The organism is Lysinibacillus cavernae, assembly GCF_009724685.1.
Lineage (GTDB): Bacteria > Bacillota > Bacilli > Bacillales_A > Planococcaceae > Lysinibacillus > Lysinibacillus cavernae.
Window position 1 is genome coordinate 321,219 of record NZ_WMEF01000002.1, and the last position, 20,096, is coordinate 341,314.

Below are 20,096 nucleotides of genomic sequence, written 5' to 3' on the forward strand. Positions count from 1 at the left end.
TGTAGTTCTTTAAAATTTGTTTAATATTGAACACTAACACAAGTTTAGTTGTAACTCAGCTATACAAGGTTTTAAAGGTTTCGTACTTAAAGCAAGAGAGTTTGAATGGGATTTTTAAGGAGAGCGAGAATGGATTAAGGGGAAGAAAAATTGAAAAGAAATTTAATGATAGGTTTATTATGCTGTCTAGTTTTTTTATAGGATGTTCAGATGAAGAAAAATTTGAACATTTTTTTCAACAACAAATGAAAGAAATGCATATGGGTGAAAAAAATTATTCGTATTCCCTTGTTCAAAAAGAATTAGATATTGTTCATGGAGAAGATGCCATCGCAATTTTCACAGAATATAAAGATCAAGAAGAAAAAATATATATAGCTTACTTTGAAAAAGAAAATAATCAGTGGGAATGGCAACAAACTAGGGGAGCCGAATGGAATTCACCTGTAAAATGGTCTTCCATGAATAGTGAACCTTTTATCTATTCCGGTACCATTGATGACAAATCGATTGTAAAGGTTTATGCGGGTGATGAGTTGGCAAAGATCATTTCCATTAAAGATAATAAACGATTTTGGTACGCCATTAGTCCTGTTCAAGATGCAACAGTTAAGACAGTAAAGGAAGATGGAACAGAAGTTATTGTTGAAGAAGTTAATCATGAAGAATTCTAAAGAATTAAGTATGTTTAAATGTCATCTGAATTCGTTCCAATACATAAAGCTATTTCTTTATCGATCCACTTTAGTCATGTCTAATGGGGCAAACCCAACATCTATCTGCCACTAGAAAGTAAATGTTGGGCTAGTCCCAGTTTAAAAACCAGGTAAGAGCATTATTGAATTCTCTTTCTATTTATAAAATATATAAAAATCAGTTGGATTAATTGAAAGATAACAACAAAAAGGAATACAACACCTAAAACGCCAAATGATAGCATTTTAATTTCAGGCGTTTGCACTGCTCCCGCTGCATCGACTTTCCTTACACCAATAAATACTGCACTAGCAGCAAATAAGAGTAACCAGACAATATTTATCAACCACCATATTTTAATTTTCAGATTAAACACCCTCTTTCTATCCATTATTGAATTTACATTTATTACAATAATATCATATTATATAAAATTTTAATTAGTTTAGAATAATTTTAAGAAAGGCGAAATGAGAAAATGAAAAAATTAACCTTACTAATAATGGCTTTCTTTACAGTTAGTACAATTTTTATTTATAGTAATAAATTGTACTATCCTTCTCTCCCAATAGACTCCATATCCCCAAAGGAAGCAATTCAAACAATAAATGCATCAAACCATGATTTAGTGGAGCTTTCAAAAGATCGTAACGCAACTTGGTACATAACGAAATTTTCAGTAGTGGGCATACAACAGGTTGATGATAACATAAAACAATTAATTGGAAATAATGGTTGGGAATATATTGAGAAAGAAGGAAGTGGTCTATTTTTTGAAAAGAATGGCGAACGTTTAATTGTCACTACGGAAATGTGGACAAAGCAATATGTTCTTGTTAAAGTCCCTATTCAATTTCAATCATGAGGAATGAGGTGTTTTATGGAAGCATGGGATATATATGATAAAAATCGAAATAAAACAAATAAGCGTCATATAAGAGGAACAGCATTAGCAGCTGGAAACTACCATATCGTAGTTCACGTATGGATCAGCAATAAAAAAGGTGAGTTTCTGTTAACTAAGAGACATAAAGATAAGCATTATCCTCATTTATGGGAATGTCCAGGTGGTTCTATATTAGCTGGTGAAAGTAGCCTTGATGGAGCTATACGTGAAGTGAAAGAAGAAATTGGAATAGATTTATTGAGGTCAAGTGGGAAATTGCTAAAGAGTGAGCGTAGAGATATGTTCCATGATTTTTATGATGTTTGGCTATTTGACCAAAGCTTTGACATTACAGAAACTGTTCTTCAAGAGGACGAAGTGATAGATATTAAATGGATAACAAAGTCAGAGATTGAAAAAATGTTTACCACTAATGACATAGTGCCAACTCTTAGTTATTTTAAATCAATTTTTAACAATGAGGTCATGCCGTGATGATGATGATGAGTCTATTAAAATAACGGGTACAAATTGTAGCAAACTGACAGCATTGCTCGCAATTGGAAATAGGATTAATTAGTTTTTTAGCCTTTTAAGAAAAATCTATGTACTGATTTGATTTGGCTACAATTTTTCAACAATCCTCGAAATTTCAATTTATGGGAATAAATGATAGAAAGGTGGAGTTCAATGAAAATGATTCAAACTAGCTTGATTCAACCCGAAGTGAAAACATTATTATCCTACGCCACTTCAGAAAAGAAAGTGGAAAGGGAATATCAATTGTATATTGAATCCCCAGATAGAGAGTTATATGGCTATTACATAGATCAAGATGTTGTCGGGTGTATCGGAATAGCAAAGGGAGATGCAAAACACTGTGAAATTAAACATATTGCTGTATCGCTAAAATACCGCGGTCAAGGCATTGGACGTGACATGATTCGGTATATTGAAGAGCACTATTCATTGTCTTCTATTTATGCTGAAACGGATCAAGATGCTGTGATCTTTTATAAAAATTTAGGGTTTCACATTACGAGTTTAGGAGAAAAATACCCAGGGGTAGAGCGTTTTGCTTGTTTATTAAACTGTCGAAGTACTGTCAATGACCTATAACATCAACTTGTCTTCATTTTACGACCACTTAGTCCTTTATGTGAAAATGAGGTGAATTTAAATGTTACGCTAGAAAAAAAGGAGCTACAATAATGAAAAAGAAAATATGGTTAATCGTAAGCGGCTTGGCATTGTTAATAGCAGGCTATTCGATAGTTCAATATTTTGTTTTCGATGCACAACAGGCAGGGTTTGTTCAATTAAAACTCATGCTCAGTGCCACATTGAATTCATTTTGGTATATCATGCTATATATTCATATACTCTTTGGTGTATTAGCTTTAGTTATCGGTCCATTTACCTTGTCCTCAAAGCTAAGAGAGCAAAATGTGAAACGTCATAGAAGGTTGGGAAAAGTTTATATCGTTAGTATTTTGTTTGGTGGTGCTGCAGGACTTTATCTAGCATTCAACGCAACCGGGGGATGGGTGTCACAACTAGGTTTCGCTTTATTATCTATATTTTGGATCATCACCATGTTTCAGGCACTGGCTAAAATAAAACAAAGAAACATCCAGGGTCATCAAAAGTGGATGCTTCGAAATTATGCGTTAACCTTTGCAGCTGTGACATTGCGAATGTGGCTCCCTTTGTTTACAGTATTGTTTGGTTTTGAAAATTTCCAATATAGTTATGCCATCATCGCCTGGTTATGTTGGGTACCGAATTTAATTGTAATTGAATGGTATATACAGCTTAAGCTTCATGTTACAGATGATCGAGGGCTAACGAAGATTACATGACTTGCCCTAAAATAGTATTCAGTTGGACTTCACGTTTGGAGGTGTAAAGCTAATTTAGCTTTACACACATGAAGATGAGGTTAGATGAATTCCTATATTAGTAAAGAAATACTTGTAATTTATTATGTTGATCGATTGTTGCTAATAGGACATCTTCTATAGTGACGTTATATGTTGATGTCAGTTGATCTTTCAACCAATCATCCGCAAACATCGTTTTATTTAACTCATGGTAATCAATTTTTCCTTCTTTTATAAGGACGGTGGGTAGAAAAAAGGGTTCAGATTTTACATTCAAGTCTGCTCGTGTTGGTGTTTGATATTGTGTCTGTAAAAAACTGGAAATAGAGCCATCTGGTTCCCATAAGGCAAGCGCTACATGTTGAACCTCTTCTATTTTTTCCTTTCTTAATTCGGATAAAAGAAAATCTACGGAGATCCTAGCTTTCCGTAAGTTTGCGTTAATAATTTTCCCGTTTTTAATAAGCGGAATCGGAGGGGAGTCTAGAAAATGTCTTAACGATACCCATTTTAGACTCAAAAAAACACCGATGAGATATAAAAAAACTAAAACGGACATCGTAATCATGGAACCCTTCATGCCTAATCCTTCATCAGATAAGGGATGGGCGATAATATTACCAAGCGTAATGGCCATAGCAAAGTCCAGTAAACTTAGTTGTGAAATAGAACGCTGCCCCATAATTTTTGTCATAAAGAGTAAGAAGAAGAAGGCTATAATGGCTCTAAGAACCCATTGAATGGCAGTAAGTGATTCTTGACTGTGAAAGAAATCCACGATGACACATCCTCTTTTTTCTTATTGTCTCCTTACCACACACGATTATGCAGCTATTCAGATCAAATCGAACAACTGGAAATAAAATAGGCTTGTGAAAATGCTAGTAAATCGATATTGTTAGAATAGAAGAGTTATTATTTAGAAATTTTAAGAAAATCAGGAGAATAGCTATGAATACAAAATTACAAAATATCGTAATGGAAATTCAACAGAAGATGGATTTCTCAGGTACGGTACTAGTGGAAAATCAAGAGAAGGTTGCCTTGGTCAATCAAAGTTTTGGTTATGCTAATCGCTCAGAACAAATCGAGAATAATGCAAAGACTCGTTTTGGTATTGCCTCTGGCTGTAAACTCTTTACGGCTATTGCCATTTGTCAGCTTATAGAAAAAGGAAAGCTTACTTTAGACACTAAATTAAGTGAATGCCTGAATCATCATTTTAAACAATTTGATGAGCAAGTAACGATTTTTCATTTGTTAACGCATACTTCGGGAATACCGGATTATTTTGATGAGGAGGAAATGGAAAATTTTGAAGAGTTATGGATTGACAATCCGATGTATCAGCTTCGGAAATTGAGTGATTTCTTGCCGTTATTTCAGAATCGTGCAATGAAATATAAAGTAGGCAATCAATTTCATTATAACAATGCTGGGTATATTTTATTGGGGTTAATTGTCGAACATGCTTCTGGTATGTTATTTTCCGATTACATTCAACGATATATATTTGATCAAGCTAATATGACAGAATCTGGCTATTTCTCATTGGACTCTCTTCCATCTAATACGGCACTAGGTTACATAGACAACCAAGATGGGACATGGAAAACAAATATCTATTCATTACCTGTAAAGGGTGGTTCTGATGGGGGAGCATTTGTAACAGTGAATGATATGGCCAAGTTATGGCATGCATTGATGAACTTTGAACTGTTAAATGAAGTTTTAACAAATCAACTGCTATTGCCTCAAGTAGAAGTGAATGAAAGTGGTTGTTACGGGTATGGTGTATGGATGAAGAAAAACAGCGAGCAATCTATTCTAAAATATCATGTGATGGGGTACGATCCCGGTGTGTGCTTCCACTCAGCGTATTATCCAGACTCCTCCATCAAAGTTGTTGTTTGCTCAAATAAATCAAATGGAGCTTTTGACATAATGAAAGGAATAGAGGAGGAATTAGCAAGAATGCAAAACTTGTAAAAATCGGAATTAAATCAACCTAAGGAGCGGTGTACTTTTGTTTAATATAAGATGTTTTTAATGAAGCGTAACTACCAATTGCTGCTTATCCATAAAACCAGCCCATAGGAAAGTGGGGTAATCTATTCAAGTCCAGAATGCGCAAACAAATGAACATGCACGGCGTTCCCCCTTTCAACTTCTTTTATCAATAATGCAAATTAATATTGTCATCAGCCATTTCCAACTGTAAAATTTGATTATTAAAAAAATTATAGAAGAGGTAAGATATGTTTCCTATTTTACTAACGGAACGATTAGTATTAAGAGAATTGTCAGGTAATGATGCACAAGCTCTTCTCACTTGTTTTTCGAACCCAGAGGTTTTGCGTCATTATGGGCAACAGCCATTAACCAGTTTAGGACAAGTACAACAAATCATAAAAATTTTTTCAAACAATTTTATAGAAAAATGTGGAATTAAATGGGGTATTACATTAAAGGGACAGGAAGAGATTATTGGCACAATTGGTTTTCAAGAATGGTCAACTGAACATAAAAAAGCTGAAATCAGCTACGCACTTTTTCCTGAGTACTGGGGTAAAGGCTATGCAATGGAAGCTGTTAACTGTGTCATTTCATATGGCTTTGAAGAGATGGAACTATTACGTATCGGTGCGATCGTTTTTACTGAGAATGATGCTTCTAACCGACTATTACAAAAAATAGGCTTTGAAAAAGAAGGCCTTTTAAAAAAATATATGCATCAAAATAATGTTCCACATGATACATATATTTATTCGCTTATAAAATAAAGCATACTTAAAAATCAGGTCCCCAAAACGTGGTACTTGGTTTTTGCTTTTTCTATACATGTTTTTCGACCTGGATTTCTTTTTTCATTTCTGTAATAGTATGATTAAAATTTGAAGTTTGTTTTCATCGTTTCTCCACTCAAATTGCTCTGCAGTTATTTTTTAAAGTGTTAGCTTAGACAATAGATGTTTTTTATAAAGAGTTAGGAGCGTCATTTGGATTTGGAAAAACATAACCAAAAATGGCGTGTTTAAGGTATGATTAGCCAAGGGGGGAGAACGATGACTAGTATTTCATATTTTATCATTAACACATTTACTAAAGAGCTGTATAAAGGTAATCCAGCAGCAGTATGTCTAATAGATTCAGCCATGTCGGAGGGGATAATGCAAAAGATTGCTAGGGAGATTCCTGTTCCTACAACGGCCTTTGTTACAAAAATTAAGGATGATGCTTATTCTCTCAAATGGTTTACACCAGAAATCGAAATTCCTATATGTGGTCACGGAACGATAGCAAGTGCCTTTGTGCTTTGGCAGCAGGGCATTGTTCCTAGAAATCACTCGATTCTATTTCAAACGGCAAGTGGTCATTTGCATGCGAAGTGGGAGCATGGTCGAGTTGAAATTGCCATTAAACAATACCAAATTGATGAAATTGAATGCACGCAAGCTTTGGAAGAATGGATTGGAAGCAAACCAATCTATGTAGGGAAAACCGAATTGGATTATATTGTAGAGTTAAGCAACGAAGATCTTATTGCACACTTCGAACCCAATTTTTCTGCCATGAAGGACTTTCCCGTACGAGGGATATGTATCACAAGTCAATCGAATGAAGAAGGCATCGATATTGTATCTCGCTTTTTTTCTCCAGCACAAGGAATTGACGAAGATCATGTTAATGGTTCTAGTCATGGTGCACTAGGTCCTTATTGGAGTCAAAAATTATCGAAACATCAACTTGTCAGCAAGCAGCTTTCCAAACGAGGTGGGATCGTATATGTAACACCTAAACATGAAACAGTTGAAATTGCTGGCTCAGCGATTCTAGTATTGAATGGAAAGTTAAGCGTCTAAAAGCTGTTCATGAGGAGAGGATGTTTTGAAGGTTACAAAATTATTATTATTTGTAAGTAGTTTAAATGTTTTCGTCCTATATTTTTCATCATGGTTTTGGTATGGCAAAGAATTTTTCGCTATTATGTTTTACAGAAACGTTCAATTATCATTGGGCTAGTTCTTACCTCTTTCATCTTATTGCAGGTACTGTTTATCAAAGAATGGCGCTTGCAAAAAATAGAGGAGTGATAGAAGAAACGTTGATCAAACGATACGGCTATGCGGATCAACAATATCTCTTAGACATCACCTCGGGTCTAACCATTCATGTTAATCATCCATATTTTAATGTAAATACGTATTTGCTGTTATTTTTATCGCCTTACTATGCCTAGCACTTCCAGCAGGGGAGTACTAGGAAAATTTTTTATTTTTTGCTGTAACCTTTCTAAATGATAAACGACTACTCTATTAGTAGAATACAAAAAACTAAAGCATTAGTAGTAAAATTCGCTTTTCACAAAATGACCAGGGCTCAATTTCTGAGTACCTGGTCATTTTGTTGTACGAAAAAAGGACATGCGCTTGTTGCATGTCCTCATTCGTTTATTCGCTAAGCATCGCTTTTAATGTTCGCTTTTGCCAGCCTAGCTTGAAGTAAGCATATTGCATAATGAAATGCACGCAGAAGGTAATTGGGTAAGCTAACCAAACACCGTTTAATTCTAGTGACGTATGGTGAGATAATAGGAAAGCCAATGGCACTTCGACCACCCAAATTGTCAAGACTAAGAAGATGGTTGGCCATAACACGACACCAGTTGCACGCATAGTAGCGGAAACGGTTTGTGTATGTCCGAAAATTAAATAGCTCCAAAAGGCAATATATAAATAATTCTTTGCGATGAGCACAGTATCATGTGAATCGATAAAGAAAGCCAAAATTGGCTCCGCAAATAGATACATAATGACAATGATTGCTCCACCTAAAAGATAATTAATACGCACACCCATTTGACGAATTTTTTTAATCATTTCGGTAGAATTCGCACCTAAAGCCTGTGCTACGAAAACAGATGTGGCAATGGCAATACTCATTGCTGGCACTTGCGCATAGCTAGCCACCTGATTGACAACGCCATATGCAGCAGTGGCATTAGATCCATAGACGTTCACAAAACCAATCACAGCAATTTCTGCAACAGAGATGGCAACCATACTAATACTTGCTGGAATCGCTAGCTTTAATAAGGATGCTAATATATCTTTCTTTAATTTAAAATGCTGTAAGATAGATTTGTCTAAACGAAGTAAATGCTTTGTTTTATGCAAATAAGCCAATAACAAAATCATTGTCACTAAGTTTGATAAGACAGAAGCATAGGCAGCACCATTTAAACCAAATGCTGGTAGTCCGAGCCAACCAAATACTAAAGGCGGAAGGAAAGCGATATTTAAAACGACACTGATGACTAAAAATAGAAAAGGTGTTTTTGAATCACCTACTCCACGCATAAAGGTTGTATAGACCATATACCAAAACATGATCGGTAACGTGAAGAATAAAATTTGTGCATAGCTAATACTCATGTCTAAAATATTTGCGGGTGTTTGCATAAAGCGTAAAATCCACTCAATGAAAAAACCACCGAAGATTGCAACGATAATGGATAAAATCGTTGTGAAGGCTAAGGTTACCCCAACAACCTCTTTCATCTTTGCATGATTACCTGCCCCAAATGTTTGCCCAACTAAAATGGAGCTACCAGAGCCAATACCAATTGCAAAGGCCATTAAAAAGAAGAAAAATGGGAAGAAGGCTGAAATCGCAGCTAAAGCGTCGACACCTAAATTGCGCCCGACGATAAACATAGCAAAAACTTGGCCGACGGATTGTAGCACGTTTGCTAGCATAACCGGAATTAAGAAACTAAAAAATGCTTTTCGAAGCTTTTTATCATCCTGTAACATCTGTTCATTCATAGGTAAGATCCTCTTGGGTTTTAATAACCCATTTCTTTTAAGATTCGTGATAATGTGCTTAGGCGTTCACCCATTAACTCACCATCATTAGTTAAAGCCTGTTGAAAGAGCTGTATATCCTCTTTTATCTGTTCATTTTCTGTACAAACTTCTACAGTCATTGCATCTCCCTGTAAGCCTACACGATTAATAACTGGGTTTTGTTCATCATATAAATGCTCGTGGCGGTATGCCTCCTTAAAATAAAGTTGCGTTTCACACACTAAAATGGCCAGGTCAAGAACGCGATGCAATGGAAGTTCCTCTGATTGACGTGACCATTTCCCACCAGTATGTCGCCACACCTTCGCTGAAATATCAACTTTTCCTCTATCATTCCATTGCGCCAAGCCAAGTGAAAGCCCTTGTGCGTCTGTTTGATAAGCTGTACGCCCATCAATATTTGCATAGTTTTCTGCAACGATTACAGGTTTATGTTTTAAATGTGTTGGGATTTTCATGTGTAAGTACTCCTTGTTATTCAGATTTAGTAATTTAGTAAATTACTGCTTTAGTAAATTTATCATTGATGTAAAAATAAGTCAATCGAAATAGTTGGAGCATGTAACTTTTTTTTTTAGTGGCAGGTCTAATGGTAAAAGGTGTTGAAAGGGGGATTAGCATGAGAAAACAGAAACGAATAGTTTTAGTTATGTTAGTGATGATCTTATTTCCTATGAAGGCTTTTGCAACGAGCTGGGCGTATCCTTTTGTTGTTTGGGATGGTTATATGTATGAAGTAATTGAAGAGGAAGTGACAACAATTGAAAAAGAAATTGGAGTAGTTACAAAATATTCAGATATGAAGCAGTTAGAGGGTAATTTTTCAAATGCCTACCCAAAAGGGACAAAATATTTTTCCATCCAGGGCATACCTACAGATGTTGCGATAGCAATACAAGTGGACAATGGGCAATATTTTAAAGCAGTGAGGGAAGGGGAATATGGATATCAAAGCCCAAAAGACTATACCGCTTTTTTGTATAAAGCATTAGGGGTAATTGCTATATTTATTGTGATTTTTGTATTGCTCACATCTGTTCGTAAAAAATGGGGAAATTAAACCAATATACTGAAATAAGGGTATAATTATCGTATATGCTATTAAGTACAAGAAACGGGGGTTACGATGGAATTGAACAAAGAGTTAGTTTGCAGTCAATGTGGAGGTACAGCTATTGGTAAAGGAAAACAATCAGGTTATTCAACTGTTACGCCTTATAAGAAATTAGGATTTGGCAGCTCGTTGGTCCATTTAATCTGTACGGATTGTGGTTGGGTCCTCGGAAGCTATGTAGAAGACCCACATAGTTTTATAAAGACGATAAAATGAACAAAATAATAAGAAACCACTTTTTATTGGATGGTTGCATGAGCCTAACATTATCGCAGAATAAAGTAAGGACCACATGATTCTTCATGTGTGAGCATGAATGACCATGTCCTTTCGATAGACATTACATATAAATCGCCCTTCTGCATATCAAACGGAATATGGGGTAAATCATTGATCATTAAGGTGGTTGCATCTTCTACAATATAAGCCTCATCAATGAATTGATAAAAAATGACGCATTTACTTTTAGGCTGTTGATGAAACTGTTGAATGGCTTCTTCTCTTGTGACACAATCGGTTGCACCCCAGCTACATAAATGCCATAAAAAATGATCTAAATATAGTTTGTCTTTGTCGCGTTCGGATAAATGATGTGCGAATGTATTTTCCCATAGTTCCCGGTATTCCACACCCTTATGGAGATAGATTTGGACTTGCAGTTCTTCCCTAAAGGCCATTTGTATTCAAACCTTCCTGTGTATAAGATAATGTATGCCTGAATTTTAAGTCTCAATTAGCAATGAAATAAGTAAGAGTACAATGACCAGGACTCATCGAGACGGTGTGTCTTGGCTATTTGTATTTAGTTTAAGCTATTTCATTACAGCTCTACCTTTTTGAGAAATCATAATGACTTCCGTTTTTAAATCAACTGGTCGATAGCTTTTATCTATGCACTCATCCCAATATGCTAGATTTTTTTTATCAATCCAATACCTAGACTCTTCCATATCATGAACACAATACTAATATAAATATTCATCTTCATTTATAACTTCTCTAAAAATAGTTTCAACATACATTTTTTCACCTTCCACGGTTACTAACACATCCTGCATGTTGTCATTTAGAAATGTTAACCACTTATCAACCTGCACTGATTTTCCTTGCTTTACGCGATAACGTGTACATTCTACTTGCATTATAAACCTCTTGATTTTTTTACCATAATAGAAATCGTAGCATAAATAGTATATTATTGGAAGGTGATTATGTTTAGTATGCATGTTTGAAAGGAGTTGTTTAGCAATGGAATGTGGATGTCAATCGAAAATTACAAATCAATTAAGAGTTGAAGGAGATATTGGAGCGGACCCAATTTGGTGTCATCGCTGTTTTTGTAATTTGAATATTGAAGAGGTCCCAATATCTAATCAATTAAAACAGCAATTAGAGACATGGATTCGACAGTACGGAGAATGGATTGACTGGGGTAACGACACCGCCATTTTCCCCAATGGTGTTGAATTGGAAGATAAATTTAATCAGCAAGGCATGCAGTTAACGGAGCTAGTGAGGGAAGAACTTGCAGGGACATACATCGTACACTATAAGCCTTCAACCTTTGCAAGAAGATATGCGAATAAAAAGAAACTTACTGATTGAGAGGCCGTGAAATGGAAACATCCATTTTGTTAGTAAGACATGCAGCGTCTCCATTTATTTTTGGAGAAGAGAGGTCAAGAGGATTATCAGAAAAAGGTAAAAAGGACGCGACAACATTAACAGAAGCTTTCCGTTCAATTAAAATAGATGTGATGGTGTCAAGTCCATATTGGAGAGCAATACAAACTATACAAGGCATGGCGGATTATCGTAATCTTGAAATAAAAATCATTGAGGGATTGAGGGAAAGACAGCTAAAAGGCGCTTATCAATTACCAGCAGATGAAAGAGAAGAGGCAATTAAACTATCTTTTGAAGACTTTGATTTCCATTTGCACGGTGGAGAGTCAGTTAGGCATGTTCAAAATCGTGCCATTCCTGAAATAATGGATCTATTAGAAAAATACCAAGGAAAGACAATCGTGGTCGGTACACATGGTAACATCATGACCATCATAATGAATTATTTCGATGCAAGATATGGTTATGAATTTTGGAAAAGTACGACTAAACCCGATAGCTATCAATTATTTTTTGTAGGCACAAAGCTTAAAAAGGTACACAGAGTAACGCAAGAAGGTGAAAAATTAAATTTTTTTCAAAATTCTTTCGAAACCCTGTAACTTTTTTGGAGCTAATACGACTACTGTCATAGTAGAATACAAAAACTAAAGCAACTAGTAAGTTTCACTTTTCACAAAGAGACCAGAACTCAATATATTTTTGAGCTTCCTGGTCTTTTTGTGTTTAGGGAACACTAAACGACGATACACAGCAATAACAAATGCTTTGCAAATGGCATATGAAGTGAAAGTACATTTTATTCTGAAAAATGAAGCTTTTTCCATTTTGATACGGAGATGGAGTAAAGAAAAAAGAAGGGGGCTTTAAGAATGCGTAGAAAACATTATTTAATTATGGTCATTGCACTTGTTGTGGAGATATTGCTCACGTATTGGATTGCCCAAATGTTCACGGTAAGATTTATAGAAGTTATGTTTTTCACAGGTATTGTTTTTACTTTAGGGACTTTCTACTTTTCCAGTAGTGGCGGAGCCATGTCGAGGCTTTTTGCATCCCAAGTTAGTGCGCAAACAGGTATCATTCATGAGCGAGAACGGTTCCAGGTTAAGCTTGGTCCGATATTTTTCGCTTCACTCCTATTCTTCCTCGTTGGTTTAGTGTTCTTTCTATTACTTGTAACAGGCATTATCCCTCCTCAAAACATGTAATATGTGACAATAAACTGTATAGATTTTGTTCAGATATTTGCTAGGCTGTTGATATACCTTGGCAAAGTTTTAAAGAAATGACAACGTAGTGACTTTTGCGAAACATATGATAGAAAAGTTATGTCTACAATTAGCATGATAAATAAGAAAAAGATCAAGTCAGAAGAGTCGCTGCTTGATCTTTTTGATTTGTTCAGAATTTGTAGAGGTCCTCTTGGTAGAATATGAAGACTCTTTAATCATGATCTAGGAGGTGAAAAGGGCAAAGAAGATTGTGGGAATCAACTGAACACAACAACCTTTGACGATGTCGCTTATGAAAAAGAAAAAGATTGCGGTCATCATTATCCTCTTTCTACTAGTATTAACTAGCTCACGTATGTTATGGCTTCAATTATTTACGCAACCAGATCAACCCTATGCGATAAAAGGTCAAATTGATTTACGAGATGTTCATTTTCAACATAGTGCATTGACACTTGATGGCGAATGGGCGTTTTATCCATCTCAATGGTTGATGGAGGACAATTATCCATCAAATTCGGCTACATACATACAGGTTCCAGATGGCTGGGATAAAATTTTTCAAGAGGATCCATTCGGCTATGGCTCCTATCATTTGAAAATACTCGTTAACCCAGAAGAAACAAAAACTTTTAGCTTGAGAGTTCCAAGTATTCGCAGCGCAGCAGAAATATATGTGAATCATCGTCTCATTGCAAAGGCAGGGGAGCTAGGAGAAACTCGAGCGCAAACGATTGCCAAAAATGTTCCGTTTACAGCTTCTTTTGAAACAAAAGGTCAAAGCGAAATCGACATTATTGTCCAGGTAGCTAACTTTCAAGACCCTCGTAATGGTGGTATTGTTCGATCTATTAAATTTGGACAAGAAGATGTTATCTACCGTGAGACCCAATTGTCAATCACAATGCAGCTATTAGTTGCCGTTGTTTTAATCTTACATGGCATTTATTCTGTCATTCTTTACTTAGTTGGAAATAAAGATAGACGTTTACTGTTCTTTGCAGTCTTAACAGTTAGTATTATGTTTTATTATTTATTAGGGAGTGATGATAAGCTTCTTTCTTTTTGGTTTCCAATCAATTATGATTGGGGTTTTAAATTGGTTCATCTTTCGATGGTTTGTATTGGCTACTCATTGCTACAATGTATCGATCCATGGTTACCACGACAACTTAATCGGTATAAAATGGGGTTTGCCTTTGTTTGTGCGTGTGCATCATTATTGGCCATCATACTACCAACACGTTATTTAGTGACAATGCAAGGTATTTATATTGTCATTTTAGCCGGCCCAATTGTTATCACCATGTTTATGATGCTAGGGAGGACCATAAAAAATATTCGTCATCATGTGTTTCTTCTTTTAGCGATACTGGCATTTGTAAATAGTATTCTTTGGGATGTCATGCTATTGATTACAGGGATCAAGCTGATTTCTTATCCATTTGATATGATTATCACTATTGCTTGTTTAGCCACATTGTGGTTTAAAGATTATGCGAAAGTGCATGCCGATACAAAAGAGCTTGCACAAAAATTGCAAAAAACAGATAAACTAAAGGATGAATTTCTGGCAAGCACCTCCCATGAATTACGTAATCCACTTCATAGTATTATCAATATGTCAAAAGCAGTATTAGAGCGTGAGGCCGATGTACTTCGTCATAAAAGTATCAGTGATTTAGAAACGGTGCTGTCTGTAGGACAACGAATGTCACTTTTGTTGAATGATTTACTCGATGTGATGAACTTAAAGGATAATACGCAAAAATTGCAACTAAGTACTGTTTCTATCCATACGATTGTTACGGCTGTATTCGATATGCTACGTTTTATGATTGAAGGCAAGCCTGTTGAATTCGTTCATCATATTCCGGCAGACTTTAAGAAAGTTCTTGCGGATGAAAATAGGGTGATTCAAATTGTCTTTAATTTAGTGCATAATGCTGTGAAATTTACTAATGAAGGCTCTATTACGATATCAGGTAATACCTATAATAGGATGGCTAAAATTGTCATAGCGGATACAGGTATTGGCGTAGATGAGGAAACGATGCAACGACTATTTGAGCCTTATGAGCAAGGTACTGTCAGTAAAACGATGGTAGAAGGTGGATTTGGATTAGGTCTTTCTATTTGTAAGAGACTTATTGAATTACATGGTGGAACATTAGAGGTGCAATCTGTAGTCGGACAAGGGTCAACCTTTACCTTTACATTGCCATTGTCTGACGAAGCGGAAGTCCAAGAGGTAGTGAATGAGTATCAGGCTAAAAAGAAGCAGGAAAGCCCTGTTATCCAACCAGATATGGTCAACGTACTAGACGAGTGGAATCAACCAAGGATATTAGTAGTGGATGATGAGCCAATCAATTTGAGGGTTATCGAAGCCATTTTAGCTAACGAAAAATATGACATCATAACGGTGACAAGTGGGTTACAGGCGCTTGAATATATACGATCTCATGAGTGGGATTTAGTTATTTCAGATGTAATGATGCCGAAAATGTCTGGCTATGAATTAGTACGCATCATCCGTAAGCAATTTTCTATGACCGATTTACCCGTATTAATGCTGACAGCACATAGTCAGCCTCATGATATAGAAAATGGATTCTTAGCTGGGGCCAATGATTACGTCATCAAGCCTGTAGATGCCTTAGAGTTACGATCTCGCGTAGAGGCATTAACGAAGGTGAAAAGATCCATCCAAGAACGACATCGAATGGAGGCAGCTTGGCTTCAAGCACAAATAGAACCTCATTTCCTTTTTAATACATTAAATGCCATATTGACGTTGAGTGAATTGGATAGTGAACGGACAAGTAAATTAGTGGAGGCATTAAGTGATTTTTTAAGAGAATCCTACAATTTCCAAAATATCGAAGCCCTTGTTCCATTAGAAAATGAACTTAGGTTAATTCAAGCCTATCTCTATATTCAGCAGGAACGTTTTGGTGAACGTGTTCAGGTCATTTGGGAAATAGATGTAGCGAATGATGTACTTCTTCCATCGCTAACCATCCAACCTTTGATTGAAAATGCATTAAAGCATGGCATCTTAAAGCGTGCGGAGGGAGGAACCGTCCAGATCCGTATAATCGATTGCGGTACCCATGTCGAAATTACAGTATCGGATGATGGGGTTGGCATGAATGAAGAACAAGTGGCGCATTTACTACAGCCGAAAAAACGGTCATCCAGAAGTATCGGCTTATTAAATACCCATATAAGGCTGCAACAGCATTACGGTCAAGGCTTACACCTTACAAGCAAGCTTCACGAAGGAACGTCCGTTTCATTTGTTGTGCTAGCAAAGAAACCTACTAATCAATTAGATGCATTGCCTCTCGTAGAATTTTAAGAGAGGTAGTGCATCTTTTATCTTGATTTAGCAATGTTTTGAGAGATGAAGTCTCCTGTGGACGAAATGACGCCAATACGTCATTGATTTATAGCGCAGCTTGTGGCAATTTCGTTTTAAAATGCGTGAATAAATAACAGCCTAGAATAACAATCAGCCCTCCAATTCCTTGTAGCCAAGACAACTTTTCTCCGATAAATAAAAAAGCAAGCAGGGCTGTGAAAATAGGATTGAAGTTTAGAAAAATACCAGAGGTTGTCGCGCCTAATTTCTGTACCCCAATATTCCAAAAAACCATACAAACTACTGTGGAGATAATCCCTGTGTAAAGAAGGGAGAGTATGAAGGACGAATTGATATTGGAGAAGGTAAAATCCGTACTTGTGAATGGTACAAGGGTGAGTATGCCAAACAATCCTGCATATAACGTAGTCATTAACGGAGAGGTTGTTTTCATGGCCCACTTACTACAAACGGAGTAAAGTCCCCATACACACACGGCTGCTACCATCCATAAATCCCCTGTATTAAATTGGAAATCGAGTAACAGTTGCACATCTCCTTTGGAAAGGACGAGGACCACACCAAAAAATGAGAGCATCATCGCCAAAAGTTGCAATCCATTTATTTTTTCTTTAAGAAACGCAAACGAAAAAAGTGCAATCGACATGGTATTCATCGTTGAAATAAGTCCAGCATTTGTTGATGTTGTACGTTCTAACGCTAAAAATTGAAAAATATTAAATAAGGCCACACCTGTAATACCCATCATAAATAAAGGCACAAGAGCCTCTTTTGCAGGAACTATCTTTTTTTCTTTCCACCAGACCAATGGCACAAGAATGATTACTGCAATTAACCATCTTACCATGGTTAATGTCATAGGAGAGGCATGCGCAACAAGCGTCTTGGCCACGACGAAATTTCCACCCCATAGTAAGCTCGTGATTAGCATTAAGCCTATATAAAATTTGACCAAGGTTCGTAACACTCCTTTTGATGATATGTATACTAAGAATCATAGCATTATTGTTAATTTGGCTGTATAATATTTTGTTAAAGTAAATAAATTAGAAATAATATTAAGTTTATTTGTTTGTTTCGGAATAATCTTCTGAAAAGGTGTTCAATATACACTTAATTAGAAATAATCAAAGGGGGAGAAATCAGTGGAGGATATCAAAAATAAAGCAATCGATAGTGTGGATCTTCAAATTTTAGATATTTTACAGCGAGAGGTTCAAATCAGTAATGCGGAATTGGCCAGACGGGTTAACTTGTCCCCGCCAGCAACACATACAAGAGTCAAACGTTTAGAAAATGAAGGATATATTGATCAACAAGTCGCTATTTTAAATCAGGAAAAACTAGGTTTTGATTTACTGTGCTATGTTTTTATGAGTACCAATATTCATCAAGCGAAGGAATTAGAGGAATTGGAGAACAGTTTAAAAACAATGACAGAACTATTAGAATGTCATTGTTTGACAGGTGCGTATGACTATCTGCTAAAGGTCGTGGTTCGAGATCGTAAAGAATTGGATCAATTTATCCGAAAATTAAACAAGTTAGGAATTTCTAGAATTCAAACGAATTTATCTTTACGGGAAATCAAGTATTCTACCGTGCTACCGATATGAAAAACAGCAAGTGAAGGGGAAATTTAAAATCCTAATAACGAACCACTTAAAGATTTGCTGAAAGGATAGGTAGATTTAAATTTCAAAGAGCCAAATGTAACACCTACAAAGAGGAGGAAAAACAATGAAAATCATTGTAAACAGTATTTTTGTGCAAGATCAAGAGAAGGCACTGGCGTTTTATACGGAAAAGCTGGGGTTTGTTAAAAAGGAGGATGTTCCTTTAGGGAAATTTAGATGGCTAACGCTTGTATCTCCAGAAGATCAAGAAGGTACTGAACTGTTACTTGAGCCAGATGAGCATCCTGCCGCAAAGGACTATCAAAAGAAGATATTTACTGAAGGGATTCCAGCAACGATGTTTGGTGTTGACGATATTGACAAAGAGTACTCGCGTTTACTGGAGGAAGGTGTGAGATTTACGATTGAGCCGACGAAAGCGGGAGAAGTTACAATAGCTGTGTTAGATGATACATGTGGAAACCTTATTCAGATAATACAAAAGTAGTTTATTCAAGAAGCGTGTTTTGATACCATCTGATCAAAACACGCTTTTTTAGTTATTCATCAATTGCCAAACCTTGGTATTGTTGCAAAGCATGTAGATTTTCTTTTGGCTGAGCATTTACGGTCTGTTCTTTGGCTTCGGCTTCTTCGCTAGGTGGAGCTTCTTCCGCCGAACAGGCAGATAAGAAAAATAGTAGCGCGATACTTAATGACAGTAATTTCTGCAAGTGGCAAACCTCCATCAAAAAATGTTGATATGAATATTTTGCACATTTTCATACAGAATATGTTGAACTTAACGGTCACTAAAAAAATTTTTATCTACGCTACGGTATTACTAATAACTTTGCTAAAGCCATTGTTAAAGGCATTATCAAGAAGTTGTTGAATTGATTTTACTTCCTTATCCGTGAAGATATACCAAGTATTTTCGGTAAAATCATGAAGAAGGTACTCATGATAGCCTTCTAATAGTTCTTCTGGGAAAGGTTGATTTAATGTATAAATATCAAACTGCTTGACGCTGTTATTGTCTTGGCTCATAAAATCATATTGTCCAAGCTTATAATAAGACCCAGGTGTTTCTAAATTAAAGTGCCAAAAATAGTCTTTAGGAGCCTCTACTTTGTCACCTTTTTGTTCTTGGAAAATATTATAAATGGCTTTGTGATATGCATTACCCTTTATATTTTGAATCACACCACCCATTGTCATGTGATATTCATAGCGAAGGGCCTTTATTTTCTCGTTGTCAAGTAGCAATGGTTCCGTAGCGATACTGACTGTACCTTGCCTGTAATCGACCTGACTGCCAAATGTTTCGGCAATAAAGCGGATTGGTACAAAAGTACGATTGTCCTTAATGTATGGTTTTACATCCACTTGTTCTTTTTTGCCATTTTTAATGACTGTTTGGTCATTTACATTTAAAATAACGGTTGCTTGATTCATCGAAAGTGTAATTTGTGAATTGTTCCAATGAACTTGTGCACCGAGATTTTCACTGATTACACGTAATGGCACCATCGTACGATTGTTTTTTTGCTCAAGCGTAGTATCAGATTTTACCACAACATCGTCAATTTTGATTTGAGTTGTCGCTGCATCAGCTGGGGAAGCCGCAAATAATATAGATGTAATAATGATCCCCGTGAGAATTTTTTTCATGGTAATAAAACCTCCTTTAGTTAAAACACTTACCACCTACGAATTTTACCATAATATTCTTATGTAATTAATGAAAATTTTACTATTTAAAATAATATCTACTTTTTT

General features: G+C 36.0%; 25 protein-coding genes and 1 pseudogene. 17 read left to right on the forward strand and 9 right to left on the reverse strand.

Annotation, left to right across the window (positions count from 1 at the left end):
* Positions 1-26 precede the first annotated feature (26 nt).
* Entirely contained in the window at positions 27-674 is a 648-nt protein-coding gene (locus GJU32_RS06075) for a hypothetical protein (protein ID WP_230874958.1), read from the forward strand.
* Positions 675-835: 161 nt separating this feature from the next.
* Here GJU32_RS06075 and GJU32_RS06080 read toward each other — a convergent pair whose 3' ends face one another.
* The gene (locus GJU32_RS06080) at positions 836-1,087 is read right to left on the reverse strand and encodes a DUF3923 family protein (RefSeq protein ID WP_155591044.1); all 252 of its coding nucleotides are present in this window, start codon (positions 1,085-1,087) and stop codon (positions 836-838) included.
* Positions 1,088-1,174: 87 nt separating this feature from the next.
* Between GJU32_RS06080 and GJU32_RS06085 the strand changes: the two genes are divergently transcribed.
* From GJU32_RS06085 to GJU32_RS06100, 4 genes are all read left to right on the forward strand, one after another.
* A complete protein-coding gene (locus GJU32_RS06085) occupies positions 1,175-1,561 on the forward strand; it encodes a hypothetical protein (protein ID WP_155591045.1) in 387 nt (128 codons plus the stop codon).
* Between the two features lie 15 nt (positions 1,562-1,576).
* A complete protein-coding gene (locus GJU32_RS06090) occupies positions 1,577-2,077 on the forward strand; it encodes an NUDIX hydrolase (protein WP_155591046.1) in 501 nt (166 codons plus the stop codon).
* 195 nt (positions 2,078-2,272) lie between these two features.
* Complete coding sequence (locus GJU32_RS06095; RefSeq protein ID WP_155591047.1) at positions 2,273-2,701, forward strand: GNAT family N-acetyltransferase; 429 nt, start codon at positions 2,273-2,275, stop codon at positions 2,699-2,701.
* Between the two features lie 92 nt (positions 2,702-2,793).
* Entirely contained in the window at positions 2,794-3,444 is a 651-nt protein-coding gene (locus tag GJU32_RS06100; protein ID WP_155591048.1) for a DUF2306 domain-containing protein, read from the forward strand.
* Between the two features lie 97 nt (positions 3,445-3,541).
* Here the strand turns inward: GJU32_RS06100 and GJU32_RS06105 are convergent, their stop codons facing one another.
* Entirely contained in the window at positions 3,542-4,243 is a 702-nt protein-coding gene (locus GJU32_RS06105; protein WP_155591049.1) for a DUF421 domain-containing protein, read from the reverse strand.
* Positions 4,244-4,416: 173 nt separating this feature from the next.
* Between GJU32_RS06105 and GJU32_RS06110 the strand changes: the two genes are divergently transcribed.
* From GJU32_RS06110 to GJU32_RS06125, 4 genes are all read left to right on the forward strand, one after another.
* Positions 4,417-5,454 (forward strand): serine hydrolase domain-containing protein, encoded by a 1,038-nt coding sequence (locus GJU32_RS06110; RefSeq protein ID WP_155591050.1) that lies wholly within the window; start codon positions 4,417-4,419, stop codon positions 5,452-5,454.
* A gap of 269 nt (positions 5,455-5,723) precedes the next feature.
* Positions 5,724-6,248: a GNAT family N-acetyltransferase gene (locus tag GJU32_RS06115; RefSeq protein ID WP_155591051.1), complete on the forward strand. Its 525-nt coding sequence runs from the start codon at positions 5,724-5,726 to the stop codon at positions 6,246-6,248.
* Positions 6,249-6,530: 282 nt separating this feature from the next.
* The gene (locus GJU32_RS06120; protein WP_155591052.1) at positions 6,531-7,328 is read left to right on the forward strand and encodes a PhzF family phenazine biosynthesis protein; all 798 of its coding nucleotides are present in this window, start codon (positions 6,531-6,533) and stop codon (positions 7,326-7,328) included.
* Between the two features lie 101 nt (positions 7,329-7,429).
* Entirely contained in the window at positions 7,430-7,705 is a 276-nt protein-coding gene (locus GJU32_RS06125) for a hypothetical protein (protein WP_155591053.1), read from the forward strand.
* A 211-nt stretch (positions 7,706-7,916) separates the two neighbouring features.
* Here GJU32_RS06125 and GJU32_RS06130 read toward each other — a convergent pair whose 3' ends face one another.
* Both GJU32_RS06130 and GJU32_RS06135 read right to left on the reverse strand, forming a co-directional pair.
* Positions 7,917-9,293 carry an MATE family efflux transporter gene (locus GJU32_RS06130; protein WP_155591054.1) on the reverse strand — a complete coding sequence of 459 codons (1,377 nt, stop codon included), beginning with the start codon at positions 9,291-9,293 and terminating at the stop codon, positions 7,917-7,919.
* Between the two features lie 20 nt (positions 9,294-9,313).
* The gene (locus GJU32_RS06135) at positions 9,314-9,793 is read right to left on the reverse strand and encodes a DUF6530 family protein (RefSeq protein WP_155591055.1); all 480 of its coding nucleotides are present in this window, start codon (positions 9,791-9,793) and stop codon (positions 9,314-9,316) included.
* 131 nt (positions 9,794-9,924) lie between these two features.
* On the opposite strand from GJU32_RS06135, the gene GJU32_RS06140 reads away from it, so the two are divergent.
* A complete protein-coding gene (locus GJU32_RS06140) occupies positions 9,925-10,395 on the forward strand; it encodes a hypothetical protein (RefSeq protein WP_155591056.1) in 471 nt (156 codons plus the stop codon).
* A 66-nt stretch (positions 10,396-10,461) separates the two neighbouring features.
* Positions 10,462-10,665, forward strand: a complete 204-nt coding sequence (locus tag GJU32_RS06145) for a transcription initiation factor TFIIIB (protein WP_155591057.1) — start codon at positions 10,462-10,464, stop codon at positions 10,663-10,665.
* Between the two features lie 50 nt (positions 10,666-10,715).
* Here GJU32_RS06145 and GJU32_RS06150 read toward each other — a convergent pair whose 3' ends face one another.
* Entirely contained in the window at positions 10,716-11,126 is a 411-nt protein-coding gene (locus GJU32_RS06150) for a DUF4275 family protein (protein WP_155591058.1), read from the reverse strand.
* Between the two features lie 135 nt (positions 11,127-11,261).
* Positions 11,262-11,591: pseudogene (locus tag GJU32_RS06155) on the reverse strand (DUF6176 family protein).
* A gap of 106 nt (positions 11,592-11,697) precedes the next feature.
* On the opposite strand from GJU32_RS06155, the gene GJU32_RS06160 reads away from it, so the two are divergent.
* From GJU32_RS06160 to GJU32_RS06175, 4 genes are all read left to right on the forward strand, one after another.
* Positions 11,698-12,054 (forward strand): hypothetical protein, encoded by a 357-nt coding sequence (locus tag GJU32_RS06160; RefSeq protein WP_155591059.1) that lies wholly within the window; start codon positions 11,698-11,700, stop codon positions 12,052-12,054.
* Positions 12,055-12,065: 11 nt separating this feature from the next.
* Positions 12,066-12,677, forward strand: coding sequence for a histidine phosphatase family protein (locus GJU32_RS06165; protein ID WP_155591060.1), 612 nt, complete (start codon positions 12,066-12,068; stop codon positions 12,675-12,677).
* Positions 12,678-12,947: 270 nt separating this feature from the next.
* A complete protein-coding gene (locus GJU32_RS06170) occupies positions 12,948-13,286 on the forward strand; it encodes a hypothetical protein (protein WP_155591061.1) in 339 nt (112 codons plus the stop codon).
* Positions 13,287-13,602: 316 nt separating this feature from the next.
* Entirely contained in the window at positions 13,603-16,674 is a 3,072-nt protein-coding gene (locus GJU32_RS06175; RefSeq protein WP_155591062.1) for a hybrid sensor histidine kinase/response regulator, read from the forward strand.
* A gap of 88 nt (positions 16,675-16,762) precedes the next feature.
* Here GJU32_RS06175 and GJU32_RS06180 read toward each other — a convergent pair whose 3' ends face one another.
* The gene (locus tag GJU32_RS06180) at positions 16,763-17,629 is read right to left on the reverse strand and encodes a DMT family transporter (RefSeq protein WP_196426632.1); all 867 of its coding nucleotides are present in this window, start codon (positions 17,627-17,629) and stop codon (positions 16,763-16,765) included.
* A gap of 214 nt (positions 17,630-17,843) precedes the next feature.
* Between GJU32_RS06180 and GJU32_RS06185 the strand changes: the two genes are divergently transcribed.
* Positions 17,844-18,314: an Lrp/AsnC family transcriptional regulator gene (locus GJU32_RS06185; RefSeq protein WP_155591064.1), complete on the forward strand. Its 471-nt coding sequence runs from the start codon at positions 17,844-17,846 to the stop codon at positions 18,312-18,314.
* Positions 18,315-18,438: 124 nt separating this feature from the next.
* A complete protein-coding gene (locus GJU32_RS06190) occupies positions 18,439-18,822 on the forward strand; it encodes a VOC family protein (RefSeq protein WP_155591065.1) in 384 nt (127 codons plus the stop codon).
* A 52-nt stretch (positions 18,823-18,874) separates the two neighbouring features.
* Here GJU32_RS06190 and GJU32_RS23110 read toward each other — a convergent pair whose 3' ends face one another.
* A complete protein-coding gene (locus GJU32_RS23110; protein ID WP_196426612.1) occupies positions 18,875-19,048 on the reverse strand; it encodes a hypothetical protein in 174 nt (57 codons plus the stop codon).
* Between the two features lie 94 nt (positions 19,049-19,142).
* Positions 19,143-19,988 carry a copper amine oxidase N-terminal domain-containing protein gene (locus GJU32_RS06195; RefSeq protein WP_155591066.1) on the reverse strand — a complete coding sequence of 282 codons (846 nt, stop codon included), beginning with the start codon at positions 19,986-19,988 and terminating at the stop codon, positions 19,143-19,145.
* Between the last annotated feature and the right edge of the window lie 108 nt (positions 19,989-20,096).

Coding starts and splice junctions, on each gene's coding strand:
- GJU32_RS06080 (WP_155591044.1), bottom strand. CDS start 1,087: ATGGATAGAAAGAGGGTGTTTAATCTGAAAATTAAAATATGGTGGTTG.
- GJU32_RS06085 (WP_155591045.1), top strand. CDS start 1,175: ATGAAAAAATTAACCTTACTAATAATGGCTTTCTTTACAGTTAGTACA.
- GJU32_RS06090 (WP_155591046.1), top strand. CDS start 1,577: ATGGAAGCATGGGATATATATGATAAAAATCGAAATAAAACAAATAAG.
- GJU32_RS06095 (WP_155591047.1), top strand. CDS start 2,273: ATGAAAATGATTCAAACTAGCTTGATTCAACCCGAAGTGAAAACATTA.
- GJU32_RS06100 (WP_155591048.1), top strand. CDS start 2,794: ATGAAAAAGAAAATATGGTTAATCGTAAGCGGCTTGGCATTGTTAATA.
- GJU32_RS06110 (WP_155591050.1), top strand. CDS start 4,417: ATGAATACAAAATTACAAAATATCGTAATGGAAATTCAACAGAAGATG.
- GJU32_RS06115 (WP_155591051.1), top strand. CDS start 5,724: ATGTTTCCTATTTTACTAACGGAACGATTAGTATTAAGAGAATTGTCA.
- GJU32_RS06120 (WP_155591052.1), top strand. CDS start 6,531: ATGACTAGTATTTCATATTTTATCATTAACACATTTACTAAAGAGCTG.
- GJU32_RS06125 (WP_155591053.1), top strand. CDS start 7,430: ATGGCAAAGAATTTTTCGCTATTATGTTTTACAGAAACGTTCAATTAT.
- GJU32_RS06130 (WP_155591054.1), bottom strand. CDS start 9,293: ATGAATGAACAGATGTTACAGGATGATAAAAAGCTTCGAAAAGCATTT.
- GJU32_RS06135 (WP_155591055.1), bottom strand. CDS start 9,793: ATGAAAATCCCAACACATTTAAAACATAAACCTGTAATCGTTGCAGAA.
- GJU32_RS06140 (WP_155591056.1), top strand. CDS start 9,925: ATGGTAAAAGGTGTTGAAAGGGGGATTAGCATGAGAAAACAGAAACGA.
- GJU32_RS06145 (WP_155591057.1), top strand. CDS start 10,462: ATGGAATTGAACAAAGAGTTAGTTTGCAGTCAATGTGGAGGTACAGCT.
- GJU32_RS06150 (WP_155591058.1), bottom strand. CDS start 11,126: ATGGCCTTTAGGGAAGAACTGCAAGTCCAAATCTATCTCCATAAGGGT.
- GJU32_RS06160 (WP_155591059.1), top strand. CDS start 11,698: ATGGAATGTGGATGTCAATCGAAAATTACAAATCAATTAAGAGTTGAA.
- GJU32_RS06165 (WP_155591060.1), top strand. CDS start 12,066: ATGGAAACATCCATTTTGTTAGTAAGACATGCAGCGTCTCCATTTATT.
- GJU32_RS06170 (WP_155591061.1), top strand. CDS start 12,948: ATGCGTAGAAAACATTATTTAATTATGGTCATTGCACTTGTTGTGGAG.
- GJU32_RS06175 (WP_155591062.1), top strand. CDS start 13,603: ATGAAAAAGAAAAAGATTGCGGTCATCATTATCCTCTTTCTACTAGTA.
- GJU32_RS06180 (WP_196426632.1), bottom strand. CDS start 17,629: ATGCTAATCACGAGCTTACTATGGGGTGGAAATTTCGTCGTGGCCAAG.
- GJU32_RS06190 (WP_155591065.1), top strand. CDS start 18,439: ATGAAAATCATTGTAAACAGTATTTTTGTGCAAGATCAAGAGAAGGCA.
- GJU32_RS06195 (WP_155591066.1), bottom strand. CDS start 19,988: ATGAAAAAAATTCTCACGGGGATCATTATTACATCTATATTATTTGCG.